This window comes from Halomonas campaniensis (assembly GCF_014193375.1).
Classification (GTDB): Bacteria; Pseudomonadota; Gammaproteobacteria; order Pseudomonadales; family Halomonadaceae; genus Halomonas; species Halomonas campaniensis.
Genome location: NZ_JACHZF010000008.1, coordinates 1 through 13567 on the forward strand (window position 1 = coordinate 1; position 13567 = coordinate 13567).

Here is a 13567-nt window from a genome sequence, read left to right on the forward strand (position 1 = left end):
CTGGCTGAACCCGGACCAGGAAGACCCGCTGGTTCAACGCGATCAGCGATTAGAAGCCGCCTGATTCCAGGTTCCAACAATCTTGACAGGCATCGGGTGCCACAGGCTACCTGATGGGTAAAAAAGACCACACAGGCCAAAATAGAGCGGTTGATCCAGTGCTTTTGAGCGGTTCAACAAAGGACTTTGAGCAAATCGTTGGTTTTGGTAATCAGGCGGGAAAGTATACGAGTGGTGGCTTGTATTTTGAAGAAACCAGAGAAGACTTAATAAAGAAGTTTGGCAGTGAAAAAGCAGTCAATGAGAAGCTACAAGAAATAATGGATGGTTTTGAAGAAACCTTGTTCCCAGGATTAGACAAAGATCAATATTGCGGAGTATGGGTTTTACATGAAGATAAAGGAAACATCGAGCTCAACTTTCTTTTTGCCAAAGAAGAATTGAGAAGTGGAAAAAGCCTAACACCTTATTTTCATAAGGCTGATTATTCAAGAGTTAATGCTTGGAAAGATATTGTTAATTATGAGAACGGGTTTTCAAATCCTGGCTCACCAGACAAAAGAAGATATTTTATCCCAGAGTTTTTTCAAGAGTATGCTCCCGCCGATTTTGGAAAGACTGAATCAAGGAGAAGAGATTTTAAAAAAGATTTGGTTGAAGAGTTGGAGATAATGGCTGCAAACGACCAGTTTGAAAATAGAGATGATTTGACGGGTTATCTTGAAAATCAAAGAGGGTTGAAAGTTTCAAGGAAGATAAAAACAGCAATATCGGTAATCAATCCACAAACAGATAAACCAGTGAGATTGAAAGGCGAACTGTTTGAAGAAAAGGCCGATTATAAAAAATTCTCAAGCGAAGATTATAGAAAAGAGTTAATGGAAAAGTATGAGAATGAAAGGTTGGAGAAAATACAAGCACAGAAAGAGAAATACCAAAAGCATATGATTTATAAAAAAGAAGAATTGACCAAAAAATACAACAAGGAGGTTGAAAATGGACAAATATATGAAGGAATCAATATCGAAGTTTATAGAAGAGCACCAAGAGTTGATGAAATCAACGAAAAGGGAAATAAAAGAACTGAGGGAAGAGAGCAATTTGTTGAGAGAAGAGAACAAGAAAATACGAGAGGAACAGATTTTTTCGAGGAAGAAGAGGGCATCGATTTGGAAACATTTGAAAGTGATTGCCGAAAGGCAAGAAGAGCTAGAGAATCAGCTTTCAATAGATTTTTCGGAGAGGATGGACTCTTTGGAAAAATTGTTGGCGAAGTTAGTAGAAGGCTAGCTTTATCAACTGGAATAGCTAGCAAGTTTGATAGCATAGAAAAATCCGATATTGATAAGGAATTCGAGGCCGAAATAGATTTTGAGAAGGAAGGGCAGGTAGAAAAAGAGCAAGAAATAGAGCAAGAAAACAAGAAGAAAAGCCTAAAAAACACCCAAGGCTTTTCTATGTAAGGGGCATTTAATAGCCCCTCATATCCAGTATTTCCGCTTTCAATAACTCATTTTTGCTTTCAAGAATGGCTTGCTTGTTATAATACACAAAGCCATCCCCTTCCATCTTTAATACAATACCGCCCTCGACAACCTTGGCGGTATCGCTTGGTTTTTCACTGAATAAATCGCAGAGCATTGCCTCCATATAGCCTCCTTATGCTGCTTTAAGCTTTGTCTCGAAAGGAATTCCTCTAAACTCTTCTCTAAGCTCTTTCATTAGTTTGTAGTGTGCTCCTGCCCCACCTCTCCATAAAATAAATGGCGACACCCAAATCTTTTCTAGAGCATGCCCTGACTTCGAGAAGCTAATTAAATTAAGCTCCTTTAGTTTTTTGAAAGCTCTTGACACCTCTGCATTGTCTAAACATAGCTCATCTGCTATTGCCTTTTGTGTCTTTTTAACTTTATCCATATCAACTTTGTTGTCGTAGTCGATATGCTCGATGAAGTAATAAAGAACAGCATTGTCTGTGTTGTTTAGCAACTTTCCCTTCAAGGTCTTGATTTCTTTTTCAATACTCTGAAGAGCTTCTTTATTCGAAACCATTTTTTTATTCTCTCTAAGCTGCTTTATTCTTCTCCTGACTGCTGTTTCATATTTTCTAAGTCTCATAACATACCCCTCCTTGTCGAAGCTAAAAAAGGCGAACTTTTGAAATCCAACCTTTGTCTTTGAATCTTCTTTTTGATCTTTTTTGTTTTTTGTGTTATTATTGTCCATAACTTAGTCTCCTTGATTAAGTGAAATCTCTTAAAAAATCCAAGGCACTCTGGCAAGTGCCTTTAAAGTTCGACCATTATATCACAGTTTGGATATTATCACAAAGACTTTGGATATTATCCAAACTCTATTTTCCATATTTCCAGCTCTTTTCCTTTGAAAATAACTTTTATTTTTTTTTGCTTATAGAGTATTAGTTAGTGGGCTGGTGATTTTGTCAAAAAACAAGCATTTTTTTATTGAAAACGACACCAAGCCCGCTCTCGCGGGCATCTCTTTGTTTTCGACTCTACCGCCCTGCGGGCTCTCGTTCGCTTCGCTCACTCACTGCGGGGCTTCGCCCCTTGGCTATTGAGCAAGGAGGAATTGGCTTTCTCTATCGTTAGCCTTTCAGTTTTGTGGTGATAGCTACCTACCACAGCTAGAAGGCTCTAAAAGCTCGCCTGAGCGGTTTTGTGGGTGTGGCTAGGGCGATGGGCAGGGTGTAGCCATAAGACGGCTTAGTAGGGCATATAGATGCAGGAAGATTTTGGGGCAAAAGGTTGGGACAATTCGAAAAAGAAAAAGCCCCGCAACCTGTTGATTTGCGGGGCTTTTTCAGATCTGGCGGAGGGACAGCCCGCCGGAATCAGGTTCCAAGCCGTTGCATTGTGTTTCAATAAACCTTTTAACTTCAGCAGGTTAGTCGGTTAATCCGTCCTTCCCCTGTTTCACCTTGTGGCATTCTGTGGCATCCAATGCTATCTTTTATGTTGGGATAGACGTTGGGAGCCAAACACCATGCCCAGAGTAGCTAAAGAGCTAAGTGCCGCCGAAGTTCGCCGCCTGACCCAGGCGGGCTTCTACGCCGTGGGTGGGGTGGCGGGCCTGCATCTTATCGTAAGGGATACCGGCGCGCGATCTTGGATTCTTCGCGCCCAGGTAGGGGCCAAGCGCCGGGATATTGGGCTTGGGGGCTTTCCAGACGTTCCCCTGGCCCAGGCGCGTGAAGACGCCCGCGAGGCCAAGCGTAATATCAAGGAAGGCATCGACCCGGTAGCCGAGCGGAAGGGAGCCCGGAGCAAGCTGCTAGCCCAGCAGGTGCAAGAAATCACCTTCGAGCAGGCCGCCGCCAAGGTAATAGAGAAAAAGCAGGCCGAGGCCCGCAACCCGAAGCACGCCCAGCAATGGGAAAACACCCTGAAGACCTACGCCTTCCCCCTGCTGGGGAAAATGGCGGTGAAGGACGTAGACCTAGCCGCCGTTATCAAGGTGTTAGAGCCGGAGTGGGAAACCAAGACCGAAACCATGACCCGCGTGCGCCAGCGCATCGAGGCGGTGATAGCGTGGGCGACCGTTCACGGCCACCGCAGCGGGGATAACCCGGCCCGCTGGAAAGGCAACCTTGATGCAGTGCTGCCAGCCCCGGCTAAGGTGAAGGGGGCCAAGAATCATGCCGCGCTGCCATACGCCCGCGCTGCCGAGTTTATGGCCGACCTTCGCGCCCGTGACGGGCTGGCCGCCAAGGCGTTGGAGTTCGCCATTCTCACCGCCGCGCGATCCAACGAAATACGGGGGGCCACCTGGCGGGAAATCGACCTAGCCGAGCTGGTGTGGATCATTCCCGCCGCCCGCATGAAAGCCAAGCGTGAACACCGCGTTCCCCTTTCCCCCGCCGCCGTGGCCCTGCTGGAAGCCCTGCCACGCTTTGAGGGTAACGAGCTGGTATTCCCGGCCCCGCGTGGGGGGCAAATGTCAGACTCTACCCTGGCCGCCGTTATCAAGCGGATGCACGCCAGCGCCAAGGAAAAGGACAAAGACGCGCCCGGCTACATCGACCCACGCCAAGGCGACCGCGTGATAACCCAGCACGGCTTCCGTTCCACCTTCCGCGATTGGGCAGGGGAGCGCACCGCCTACCCTGGCGGGGCCATAGAGCAAGCCCTGGCCCATACCATCCGCAACGCTGCCGAAGCCGCCTACCGCCGTGGCGATATGCTGGACAAGCGCCGCCACCTGATGACCGATTGGGCCGACTACCTGGCCGACCAAGCGCCAGCAAAAGGCACCGTGACCCCGATTCGCAAGGAGGCGAAGGCATGAGCGAATGGAAGGCGAGCGACGGCACCCCGCTAGAGTTCAACCCGCATGACCCGGAAGAGGTGCGGCGCTGGCACCTTCGCAACCTTGACCGCTTCGAGGATGAGATAGCCCAAGGCGGGGAGGTGTCAGGACGGGAGGGGCTGCACCTGATGGCCGACCTTCAGAGAGAGTGGGCCGCAGACCTTCGTAGCAGGGTAGAAAAAGAGTGGAGCCGAGCGTCGGGGGGGGACAGGATAGCCCCGGAGGCCGCTGCTCTTATCAACGGCTTTATGGCCCAGCAGAACACCCTAGCCGAGGCGATACACCAGCAGGCGACCGCCGCCACGGATATGGAAGAGGTAGGGGCACCCACGGCTATAGACGGGCTGCGCAGCAAGCGCAAAAGCACGGCAAGCGGTAGTAAAGGCGGGAAGGCCCCCAAGCGTAAGGAGTGGGCCGAGATGGCCGCCAACAGCTTGGCTAAAGAGGCTGAGGGCCTGACCAAGGATAAGGCATGGGACAAGTTGCCAACGTCCTATAGCGCGTGGGAGTTCGAGACAGACGCCGCAGCCTTTTGTGTTTACCGCGATGGGGACACCCTTTGCGCGGAAGACCTAGAGAATGGCCAGCGCCTTGGCGAAATAAAGAAATCCGCCTTTTTGAAGCGGTATTACAGGAAAGCAGGACAGTAACCCCCCTTTCTGTCCGACCCCCCTAGTCAACCTGCACCCGTTGCCATTCAATGAAACGAGGTGCGGGACTATGACCCACGAAACCTATTTAACCGTTCAGCAGGTAGCCGACCGCTACGCCACCAGCACTAGCTCTATCTGGCGTTGGGTGCGCCGTGGCCAGTTCCCCCGGCCCGTTAAACTTTCCCCAGGCTGCACCCGCTGGCGCGCGTCAGACGTTGAAGCGTGGGAAGAGAGCCGGGAGGTGGCAGCCCATGCTTGATGCAAAGAAAGGCCCCGCCGTGGCTGGCACCACTGGCGAGGCTCAAGATATGTCGTCTACCGCCAATGATACCAGCAATATGGCTGCGCTGACCATCATCAACTCAATCAAACCTGCCTATCTGGCCAAGCATTACCGGCTCGATGACAACGGCGAGTTGGTCAAGCCGCCCGGCGGTGAGTTGGTGTCTGGTAATAGTGAAATCGTCACCGTATCGAGCTTGCCAGAGTTCGCGGCGCTGCTATCGTCATTATCGCCTGCCCAGGCGCTGACGTATGGCGTACCCGAGCGCGATAACGTCAAGATCGTGACCAAAAGCCAATGGCTCAAGACGGGCCGCCCTGATGATGCGGTGCCGAGGTCGAAAGAGGCCTTTTCCTGGCCGGCTGGCGCTGGCGTCATGATGAATGACTATGACCCTGGTGCTGGCGCCGGTGTACTCGACCGGGAGGCGCTACTCGCCAGCCTATATGCAGCGGTGCCAGCCCTGGCCGAGTACGCCGCCCTGTGGTGGCCGTCATCGTCGAGCCATATCACCCGCAGCGATACCGGAGAGGATTTGACCGGGCTGCGCGGACAACGCCTGTACTGGATCGCCCAGGATGCCGGCGATATTCCCCGCGCAGGCGAAGCCCTGGAAACCTATCTTTGGGCGGCGGGGTATGGACGCATTGAGGTAGGCGCCGCCGGCCAGCTACTCAAGCGAACCTTGATTGATAGCAGTGTCTGGCAGGCCAACCGGCTCGACTTCGCTGCTGGTGCTGCCTGCATGGCACCGCTAGAGCAGCGCAGAGGGCATCCGGTGCTACTTGATGGCGCTCCCGTCATGGATACCCGAGCGGTTATTCCCGACCCCGACCCGGCGACCGTCGCGGCTGCTGAAAGGGCGATTCTCGAGGCCAAGCGCGAAGCCAAGCCCGAGGCATTCGCAGTGCGGGAGGCGTATCTCGAGGATCGCGCTATCGAGATGGCTGGCGCTGATGCCGATGACGAAAGGCTAGAACACTGTCGGGCCGTCGTCTGCCGAGCCCTGGACCATGACACGCTCGCCGGCGACTTCCCGTTGGTTATCGACGTGGATGGGCAGCGGCTCGCCACTACCGTGGGCGATGTGCTCGACAATCCCGAGCGGTATCACGGCTGCCTGACGCTTGACCCGGTAGAACCGGATTATCAGGGCGGGAAGGTCGTCGGCAAGCTGTACTTGATGGGCAGCCGACCGCGCCTCTACTCATTCGCGCATGGTGGCCGCACCTTCAAACTGACACGCCCGCCTGCCCGTGTGGAGCTGGTGAAGGGCCGCACCGTGGATGCGGTCGAGCAGGTGCTGGCGCTGATGCGTAGGGCGCCCGATGTGTTCGACTTTGGTGGGCCGCTGGTCACTGTGAACGCTGGGCAGGTTCACCCGATGGACGAGCATTCACTAAAGCACTGGCTCGGCGGTACTACTCAATTCTGGCGGCTGCACCGCATGCCCAAGGGACAAATGGTCGAGGTGCTGGAAGATCCGCCGACCGCGATTGCTAAACAGTTGCTGTCGCTGGGGGAGCGCCGCCGGCTCAAGCGTCTTGAAGGCGTCATCACCGCACCGACACTCCGGCCCGATGGCTCGATCCTAAATCAACCGGGCTTCGACGAGTTGACCGGGCTGCTACTCGAGGCCGATAGCGATGACCTCTACCCGGTGCCGGCCCAGCCGACTACCGAAGAGGTAGGGCAGGCACTCGAGCGGCTGATGCTCCCGTTCTCCGACTTCCCGCTAGTCGGGCCGGTGGATCGTGGCGTTCTGCTGGCGGCGCTGCTGACGGCTGCTGTTCGGCCGGTGCTGGACACCGCGCCCGCCATTGGCTTCGATGCGCCCGTTCAGGGCAGCGGAAAGACGCTGCTGGCGAAGTGTATTGCAGTGCTGTCGCTCGGCACCGTGCCGACTGTCTGGCCGCATACTCACGCCCGCGACGATGAGGAGATCCGCAAGCGCATCATGACCATTCTGATGACCGGCACCCGTGCTGTGATTTGGGATAACGTCATCGGCGTGTTTGATAGTGCTGCGCTGGCCGGGGCTCTAACGTCGCATCACTACTCCGACCGGATTCTAGGCAAGACTGGCGCCGCCAACGTCCCGAACAAGGCTATATGGCTGTTGACCGGCAACAACCTGACGCTTGCCGGCGATTTGCCGCGCCGTGTGCTCAAGTGTCGGATTGACCCGGAGATGGATAGGCCGTTCGCTCGACGCTTTGACCTTGACCCCGAGGCGTACTGCAAACGTCATCGCCAGCGCATGATAGCCGACGCCCTGACCATCGTTCGCGGTTGGCTGTTATCCGGTGCAGCGCCAGCCGCCGGCAGCATGGCCAGCTTCGAGGGCTGGGATTCACTGGTGAGGCAGCCTGTCGCCTGGATTAGCCGAGAGTTCGACTTGCTAGGCGAGTATGCCGACCCGATGGAAGCTGTAGACGCCGCCCAAGCCGCCGACCCTGAGCAAGAGCAACTCGACGCGCTGTTGTCGTCACTGGCTGATGTTTTCGGCACTGAGCCTTTCTCGAGCAAGGACATCAAGCGGGTACTAGACCGCTGTGCCGATGCGGGCCGTGTCGGATTCGAGCCGATACCCGGTGACGAGCAACAAACGCTTGCCGATACGCTGGAGGAGTACCGGACAGGCCGGCAACTCACTGCCCGTGGCATCGGCAAGGTCCTGCAATTCCGAGCCGACCGGGTATGCAATGGCCGACGCTTGCGGAAGCGGCAGGGGCGGTCGCGGGAAACCGCATGGATAATTGAGAAGCTGTAGCAACTGAGGGGCCGAAAGGCCCCTTTTTTCGTCAAGATGTGCAGTTTGGTGAGTATGGTGAGTTTGTTTCTACCCGTCATGAGCTACTCATAGAAGTCTATGTCGATAGTATTTGGGGGGGAATCATACTCACCAAACTCACCATACTGCATCCACCACCGGACAGAAGACTGCCCCGAAAAGTGAGAGTCTTATAAATCAAGCGTTTACGGCATCCATGGCGCCGCACCCCACTCCACCGCCTGATCCCCACGCTCAGAGCAGGCCGCTAAGGCATCGGCAAGAAATTGAACTCAATTTTTAAATCTTATCTTGACTTTTCCATGATAGCTCCTGTTTATCTATTTGTTGCTCTTGATAGCTTCATGCTATAATAAGGAACAGGCTAATGAGGTATCCCAAATGACTGAACGATTACCCGATGGGCGATTCAAGCCAGGCACCAGCGGCAACCCGAACGGGCGCCCGAAGTCGGCAACAACCGAACTCCGCCGGCAGCTGGCCGAGCATGGGCCGGCACTGGCGAGCAAAGCCGTAGAGATGGCCCTGGCTGGCGATGCCCAGGCGTTGCGGATCTGCCTTGACCGCATATCGCCGTCACTGAAACCGCAGCCGGCACCGATCCATGTGGATCTTGACGGGGCCGAGGGGCTGGCTGGCGTCTCCCGCCGCCTGGTGGATAGTGCCGCCGCTGGAGAGATTCCCGCCGATGTCGCTGCGCAGTTGGTGGGCGCTCTCGGGCAGGTGGCCCGAATCACTGAGATTGACGAGCTGGAGCGCCGTCTGGCCGCCCTGGAGGAATCCGCCAATGGGGTAGCCAACCCGCCCACCGCCTGGCCGCCCTGGATCCCCGACAGCCACAGCCACGCCAAACAGCCAACGAGTTTTTCATCGGCCTCTACCGCGACTTCTACCACACCGTGACCGGCGACCCGGACGCGCCCGATTGCCCTGACCCGACTGCCTGGAGGAAGGCCCCGTGAAGACAAACATCACGCTATCAGCATCAAACCACACCAAGTCACGCGCCGGCGGCCAGGCCCGCCAAGGTGGCCGCCTTCCGCATGAATCGCCCAAGCATCGCGCCAAGACTCAGCAGACCCCGAGGAACCGTAAATGACCATCCAGCATTCCCCCGCCCGTACCGCGCATGTGGTGGGCGCCATTGCCAGTAATCACACCCTGCCCCGGCAGCAACTCGAGAGCATCGTGGCCGACGCCCTGCAAGCCGCTGTGATCTTCGACGCCGATGCGACCTATGCCGGCACCCGCACCGATGCCGCTGACAAGCGACCCCAGCCGACAAGCCGGGAACGAGCGCACGAAATCAGCCGCGCCCAGCAAGATGCAGCCGCCGCTGATATGAAAAACCAATGGAAGAAATCGACCGGCAAGGGAGGCCAACGCTAATGGCCAAGCAAACCGCCACCGCCAAGATCGACGCCCAGCTGGCCCAGGCAGTAGAGGCTGAGGAGCAGGCCACCGCCCTCGAGGAGCAGGCCCGTCAGGCGTATCAAGATGCGCTCGCCGCTGGTGATATGGCCGCCGCCGATGTGGCCACGGTAGAGGTGGAGCGTCAGGTTCGCGCCGCCGGTATCGCCCGTGACCGCCTGGAGATCCTCGAGGAGCAGCGCATCGAAGCCGCCGCCCAGGATGCCAAGCCGGCCCATCAAAAGGCGCTCAAGGCGCTGGATGATGCGTTCGAGGCCGAGCGTCAGGCCCATGACGAGCTCGCCGCCCTGGTGCGTCAGGTGGCCGAGGTGCGGGCCAAGCTGGACGGGCTGCACAACGCAAGCAACGCGGCCATCAAAGGCGCCTGTGCTGCTGCTGACGCTGCACATGAGCCGAGCCCCAGCCTGCAAGGCCGTAGCAGTCTGGACGCCCACCCCGAGGTGATGCAGGCGTTCACCCTGGCTCGGGAGATTGCCAACATCGCCGGCCATCAAGCACAACTCATCTTCACCGCCCAACAGCGGGCGCGGGGCGCGTGACCCGCCACCGCATCGACAGGCGCCTAGCCGCCCTCGAGTCCATGGTGGAGGCTTACACCTAATGGGACTGCAATCGCGCTTATCACGCCTTGAGAGTCGCGCTAGACATTGGCGCGGCAACCTATCCCCCGAAGTGGTGGACGCGCTCAGACACCGCGCCCGCCATGCTGAGAGTGATACCAAACGCGAGCTAGCCGCGTTAATCCTGAACGCGAACGGTATCGACGCATGAGACAGATTAAAAACCGCGTGCAACGCCTAGAGCGCACCACCGCACCCGCTGGCCCTGACGACCGCGCCAACGTAGTAGCGGGCCTGGCTGCGCAGGGCATTGGCCAGCGTAACCGGATGCTAGACCTAATCACCTGGTGAAGGAGGCCCCCATGGGCAGCTTATCCATGTGGCCAATGAACGGGCACGGGCAGCGTAACCCCACGCCCGGCTAGGCGTTTTCTACCATTTTGGGAAAGTTGGGAAGGATGTTGGGACGTTTGGACTGGCAATAAAAAAGCCCTGTAAAAACAGGGCTTTGGGAATAGAAATGGCGGAGGGACAGGGATTCGAACCCTGGAAGGGCGTTAACCCTTGCCGGTTTTCAAGACCGGTGCATTCAACCGCTCTGCCATCCCTCCGGCTCACGGGTCGGCATATTACCAGTTTTCCCGGGTGGGTCAAGAGCGCCAGCGTATCAAGGCGTTAGCCAAGCGGGGCGTCCTGCGGCACACTGGAGGCAAAGGAGGGAGCCCAGCATGCCAGATTTCAGAGACGAGGCCGCCCTGCGCCCGGTGCCGGCGGTGTCGGCCGCGCTGATTCGCGACGGCCATATCCTGATGGTCCGGCGCCGCTACCCGCCCAATGCGGGACGACTGGCCCTGCCCGGTGGCAAGGTCGAGGCCGGCGAGAGCCTCCGGGACGCCGCCGCGCGGGAACTGCGCGAGGAGACCGGCGTCGAGGCCATCGGCGAGGTCGTGCTCACGGCCATCGACCTGTTCGACCATGATGCCCTGGGCAGCCTGGTGGCCCACTACGTGATCGTGGTCATCGGCATGCGCTGGCGGGGAGGCGTCGAGGCCGCCGCCGACGATGCCACGGAGCTGCGCTGGATGGACCTCGCCACGCTGGATGCGGCGGGCCCCGACGTCTGCGAGACCGCAGCAGAGGTGGCCAGGCGCCTGCTTCAGTCGGGATCGGGTGAGGAAACAGCGTTGAGGGCTTGTGCCTCAACGTCTTGCGTCGGGAACCTCTAGTCGGCATTCTAGGTCAACTGCCAAGATCACTAGACCACAGGGAGCACTGGATCCATGGCTTATCAAGACACTCAGCTGAGCCGCCAGCAGACACAGGCGGTCGGCACCAACAAGGTCCTGCGCAACACCTATGGCCTGCTGGCCATGACGCTGCTGTTCTCCGCCGTGACCGCCGGTGCGGCCATGGCGATGGGTCTCGAGCGCATGAACATCCTGGTGTTCTTCATCGGCGCCTACGGCCTGATGTTCCTAGTGCACAAGACCGCCAACTCCGCGCTGGGCCTGCTGTCCACCTTCGCCTTCACCGGCTTCATGGGCTTCACCCTGGGTCCGATCCTCAACGCCTACCTGGCGCTGCCCAATGGCGCGGCCCTGGTGATGAACGCCCTGGCCATGACCGGCCTCACCTTCATCGGGCTCTCCGCCGTGGCGCTGGTGTCCAAGAAGGACTTCAGCTTCCTGGGCAACTTCCTGATGGCCGGTGCCATCGTGCTGATCCTGGCCATGGTGGCGGGACTGGTCTTCCAGATCCCGACCCTGATGCTGATGGTCTCCGCCGGCTTCGTGCTGTTCGCCTCCGCGGCGATCCTCTACCAGACCAGCGAGATCGTCCACCGGGCCGGCGAGACCAACTACATCCTCGCCACCATCACCCTCTACGTGTCGATCTACAACCTGTTCGTGAGCCTGCTGTCGCTGCTCGGCATCATGAGCAACGACTGACCCGTCAGGCTCAGGCACGGTTCGGCTGGCCCCGCCTCGGCGGGGCCAGCCTGTTTGCGGAGACACTTTCATCATGCGCTACGCCATCCTGCTGCTCGGTGCCCCCTACAGCCGCCAGGCCTCTCACTCCGCCCTGCGCTTCGCCCGTGCCCTGGTGGCCAGGGGGCATGGCCTGGAGGGCGTCTTCTTCTACCATGACGGCGTGCACAACGCGGCGCGCCTCGCCGCCCCCCCGCAGGATGAACCCCATCTCGTCGATGGCTGGAAGGCCCTGAACCGTGAACAGGGCGTGCCGCTGCAGGTCTGCATCGCCGCGGCGCTTCGCCGGGGCCTGCTCGACGAGCGTGAAGCGGCCCGCCACGGCAAGCAGGGGCACAGCGTCGAGCCCCCCTTCGAGCTGACCGGGCTTGGCCAGCTGGTCGACCTGGGGTTGCGCTGCGATCGCCTGGTCACCTTCGGCCCCTGAGGCCGAACCGTTGAAGGAGCAAGGCAGATGAGTGAGGAGTCCACCCGGGAGAACGTGGCCGACCTGCTGGTGATCCTGCGCCACGGGCCCCATGGCTCGAGCTGGCTGCGCGAGGGGCTGGATGCCGCCCTGGTGGCGGCGGCCTTCGGCCGGCAGGTCTCGCTGCTGTTCATGGGCGAGGCCGTCACTGCCCTGGTCAGGGGCCAGCAGGCGGGCGCACTGGGCCAGAAGGGGACCGCCGCGACCCTCGAGATGCTGGCGATGTATGATATCGATACCCTGCTGGTGGAAGCCGAGGCCCTGGCACGCTTCGGTCTCGCCGAGCAGGACCTGATGCTGCCGGTGAACCGGCTCGATGCCGAATCGCTTCCCCGCCTGCCGGCCGAGCACAGGCTGGTGCTGACCTTCTGACCGTCCCCGCCGCGGGCCGGTCCGCGGCCCGAGGAGCCGAGCATGCTGCTGCATATCCTGAATCGTTCCCCCGCCACCAGCCTGGTCTATCGCCAGGCGCTGACGGCCATCGGCCCCGAGGATCGCCTCCTGCTGATCGAGGATGGCGTCCAGGGGGCCATGCCGCAGCTGGTGCGCCATTTCGAGGGGCTGGAAGGGCGACTCTTCGCCCTGCGCGAGGACCTGGCGTCGCGCGGCCTGGAGGGGCATTGCGACCCGGCCGTCCAGGTGGTCGACGTCGACGGCTTCGTCCTGCTGACGGAGGAGGCGGACCGCACGGTGAGCTGGTACTGATGGCCACGACGGAGATCGCACGCCACCTGACGGTGGAGGGCCGTGACATCGCCCTCGACCCCGAGGGCTACCTGGTCGAGCTGGCCGACTGGTCACCGGCGGTTGCCGAGCGCCTGGCGGCCGAGGAGGGGCTGACGCTCGTCGATGAACACTGGGAGGTGATCGAGGTGCTGCGCGACTTCTACGCGCGCTTCGAGCAGGCTCCGGCGATGCGCCCCCTGGTCAAGGCCGTGGGCCTGGCCCTGGGGCCGGAGAAGGGGCGCTCCATCCACCTGATGCGGCTGTTCCCCGGCAGCCCGGCCAAGGTGGCGGCCAGGCTGGCGGGCCTGCCCAAGCCGGCCAACTGCCTCTAGGCGGC

Annotated in this window: 16 protein-coding genes and 1 tRNA gene; 14 read left to right on the top strand and 3 right to left on the bottom strand. The window is 58.6% G+C overall.

Going from position 1 to position 13567, the window contains the following annotated elements; all coding sequences use genetic code 11:
• Positions 1–113 precede the first annotated feature (113 nt).
• Positions 114–1463 carry a hypothetical protein gene (locus BDK63_RS06365; RefSeq protein ID WP_183330531.1) on the top strand — a complete coding sequence of 450 codons (1350 nt, stop codon included), beginning with the start codon at positions 114–116 and terminating at the stop codon, positions 1461–1463.
• A 7-nt stretch (positions 1464–1470) separates the two neighbouring features.
• Here the strand turns inward: BDK63_RS06365 and BDK63_RS06370 are convergent, their stop codons facing one another.
• Together BDK63_RS06370 and BDK63_RS06375 are read right to left on the bottom strand one after the other, a co-directional pair.
• Positions 1471–1650: a hypothetical protein gene (locus BDK63_RS06370; protein ID WP_183330532.1), complete on the bottom strand. Its 180-nt coding sequence runs from the start codon at positions 1648–1650 to the stop codon at positions 1471–1473.
• A gap of 9 nt (positions 1651–1659) precedes the next feature.
• On the bottom strand, positions 1660–2226 hold the full coding sequence (locus BDK63_RS06375; RefSeq protein WP_183330533.1) for a helix-turn-helix domain-containing protein: 567 nt from the start codon (positions 2224–2226) through the stop codon (positions 1660–1662).
• 780 nt (positions 2227–3006) lie between these two features.
• On the opposite strand from BDK63_RS06375, the gene BDK63_RS06380 reads away from it, so the two are divergent.
• The 7 genes from BDK63_RS06380 to BDK63_RS06410 all read left to right on the top strand — a co-directional run bounded on the left by BDK63_RS06380 (position 3007) and on the right by BDK63_RS06410 (position 10029).
• Positions 3007–4308, top strand: coding sequence for a tyrosine-type recombinase/integrase (locus BDK63_RS06380; protein WP_183330534.1), 1302 nt, complete (start codon positions 3007–3009; stop codon positions 4306–4308).
• Complete coding sequence (locus tag BDK63_RS06385) at positions 4305–4979, top strand: hypothetical protein (RefSeq protein ID WP_183330535.1); 675 nt, start codon at positions 4305–4307, stop codon at positions 4977–4979. Before BDK63_RS06380 ends, BDK63_RS06385 begins: the two co-directional genes overlap by 4 nt.
• Positions 4980–5049: 70 nt before the next feature.
• Complete coding sequence (locus tag BDK63_RS06390) at positions 5050–5241, top strand: helix-turn-helix transcriptional regulator (RefSeq protein ID WP_183330536.1); 192 nt, start codon at positions 5050–5052, stop codon at positions 5239–5241.
• Positions 5234–8038 carry a hypothetical protein gene (locus BDK63_RS06395; RefSeq protein WP_183330537.1) on the top strand — a complete coding sequence of 935 codons (2805 nt, stop codon included), beginning with the start codon at positions 5234–5236 and terminating at the stop codon, positions 8036–8038. The genes BDK63_RS06390 and BDK63_RS06395 overlap by 8 nt, the downstream gene beginning before the upstream one ends.
• Positions 8039–8440: 402 nt before the next feature.
• Positions 8441–8962, top strand: a complete 522-nt coding sequence (locus BDK63_RS06400; protein ID WP_183330538.1) for a DUF5681 domain-containing protein — start codon at positions 8441–8443, stop codon at positions 8960–8962.
• Positions 8963–9154: 192 nt separating this feature from the next.
• Positions 9155–9448 carry a hypothetical protein gene (locus tag BDK63_RS06405; protein ID WP_183330539.1) on the top strand — a complete coding sequence of 98 codons (294 nt, stop codon included), beginning with the start codon at positions 9155–9157 and terminating at the stop codon, positions 9446–9448.
• Positions 9448–10029 carry a hypothetical protein gene (locus BDK63_RS06410; RefSeq protein ID WP_183330540.1) on the top strand — a complete coding sequence of 194 codons (582 nt, stop codon included), beginning with the start codon at positions 9448–9450 and terminating at the stop codon, positions 10027–10029. The genes BDK63_RS06405 and BDK63_RS06410 overlap by 1 nt, the downstream gene beginning before the upstream one ends.
• 542 nt (positions 10030–10571) lie before the next feature.
• On the opposite strand, the gene BDK63_RS06415 is transcribed toward BDK63_RS06410, so the two are convergent.
• A tRNA-Ser gene (locus tag BDK63_RS06415) sits at positions 10572–10661 on the bottom strand.
• A 117-nt stretch (positions 10662–10778) separates the two neighbouring features.
• Here BDK63_RS06415 and BDK63_RS06420 point away from each other — a divergent pair.
• The 6 genes from BDK63_RS06420 to BDK63_RS06445 all read left to right on the top strand — a co-directional run bounded on the left by BDK63_RS06420 (position 10779) and on the right by BDK63_RS06445 (position 13562).
• Complete coding sequence (locus BDK63_RS06420) at positions 10779–11276, top strand: NUDIX hydrolase (protein WP_183330541.1); 498 nt, start codon at positions 10779–10781, stop codon at positions 11274–11276.
• A gap of 54 nt (positions 11277–11330) precedes the next feature.
• Positions 11331–11999, top strand: a complete 669-nt coding sequence (locus BDK63_RS06425; protein WP_183330542.1) for a Bax inhibitor-1/YccA family protein — start codon at positions 11331–11333, stop codon at positions 11997–11999.
• A gap of 73 nt (positions 12000–12072) precedes the next feature.
• The gene (gene tusD / locus BDK63_RS06430; RefSeq protein WP_183330543.1) at positions 12073–12465 is read left to right on the top strand and encodes a sulfurtransferase complex subunit TusD; all 393 of its coding nucleotides are present in this window, start codon (positions 12073–12075) and stop codon (positions 12463–12465) included.
• 27 nt (positions 12466–12492) lie between these two features.
• Positions 12493–12876, top strand: coding sequence for a sulfurtransferase complex subunit TusC (gene tusC, locus BDK63_RS06435; RefSeq protein WP_183330544.1), 384 nt, complete (start codon positions 12493–12495; stop codon positions 12874–12876).
• A 42-nt stretch (positions 12877–12918) separates the two neighbouring features.
• Entirely contained in the window at positions 12919–13209 is a 291-nt protein-coding gene (tusB, locus tag BDK63_RS06440; RefSeq protein WP_183330545.1) for a sulfurtransferase complex subunit TusB, read from the top strand.
• The gene (locus BDK63_RS06445) at positions 13209–13562 is read left to right on the top strand and encodes a TusE/DsrC/DsvC family sulfur relay protein (protein WP_183330546.1); all 354 of its coding nucleotides are present in this window, start codon (positions 13209–13211) and stop codon (positions 13560–13562) included. The genes tusB and BDK63_RS06445 overlap by 1 nt, the downstream gene beginning before the upstream one ends.
• The last annotated feature ends 5 nt before the right edge of the window (positions 13563–13567 follow it).

Coding starts and splice junctions, on each gene's coding strand:
- BDK63_RS06365 (WP_183330531.1), top strand. CDS start 114: ATGGGTAAAAAAGACCACACAGGCCAAAATAGAGCGGTTGATCCAGTG.
- BDK63_RS06370 (WP_183330532.1), bottom strand. CDS start 1,650: ATGGAGGCAATGCTCTGCGATTTATTCAGTGAAAAACCAAGCGATACC.
- BDK63_RS06375 (WP_183330533.1), bottom strand. CDS start 2,226: ATGGACAATAATAACACAAAAAACAAAAAAGATCAAAAAGAAGATTCA.
- BDK63_RS06380 (WP_183330534.1), top strand. CDS start 3,007: ATGCCCAGAGTAGCTAAAGAGCTAAGTGCCGCCGAAGTTCGCCGCCTG.
- BDK63_RS06385 (WP_183330535.1), top strand. CDS start 4,305: ATGAGCGAATGGAAGGCGAGCGACGGCACCCCGCTAGAGTTCAACCCG.
- BDK63_RS06390 (WP_183330536.1), top strand. CDS start 5,050: ATGACCCACGAAACCTATTTAACCGTTCAGCAGGTAGCCGACCGCTAC.
- BDK63_RS06395 (WP_183330537.1), top strand. CDS start 5,234: ATGCTTGATGCAAAGAAAGGCCCCGCCGTGGCTGGCACCACTGGCGAG.
- BDK63_RS06400 (WP_183330538.1), top strand. CDS start 8,441: ATGACTGAACGATTACCCGATGGGCGATTCAAGCCAGGCACCAGCGGC.
- BDK63_RS06405 (WP_183330539.1), top strand. CDS start 9,155: ATGACCATCCAGCATTCCCCCGCCCGTACCGCGCATGTGGTGGGCGCC.
- BDK63_RS06410 (WP_183330540.1), top strand. CDS start 9,448: ATGGCCAAGCAAACCGCCACCGCCAAGATCGACGCCCAGCTGGCCCAG.
- BDK63_RS06420 (WP_183330541.1), top strand. CDS start 10,779: ATGCCAGATTTCAGAGACGAGGCCGCCCTGCGCCCGGTGCCGGCGGTG.
- BDK63_RS06425 (WP_183330542.1), top strand. CDS start 11,331: ATGGCTTATCAAGACACTCAGCTGAGCCGCCAGCAGACACAGGCGGTC.
- tusD (WP_183330543.1), top strand. CDS start 12,073: ATGCGCTACGCCATCCTGCTGCTCGGTGCCCCCTACAGCCGCCAGGCC.
- tusC (WP_183330544.1), top strand. CDS start 12,493: ATGAGTGAGGAGTCCACCCGGGAGAACGTGGCCGACCTGCTGGTGATC.
- tusB (WP_183330545.1), top strand. CDS start 12,919: ATGCTGCTGCATATCCTGAATCGTTCCCCCGCCACCAGCCTGGTCTAT.
- BDK63_RS06445 (WP_183330546.1), top strand. CDS start 13,209: ATGGCCACGACGGAGATCGCACGCCACCTGACGGTGGAGGGCCGTGAC.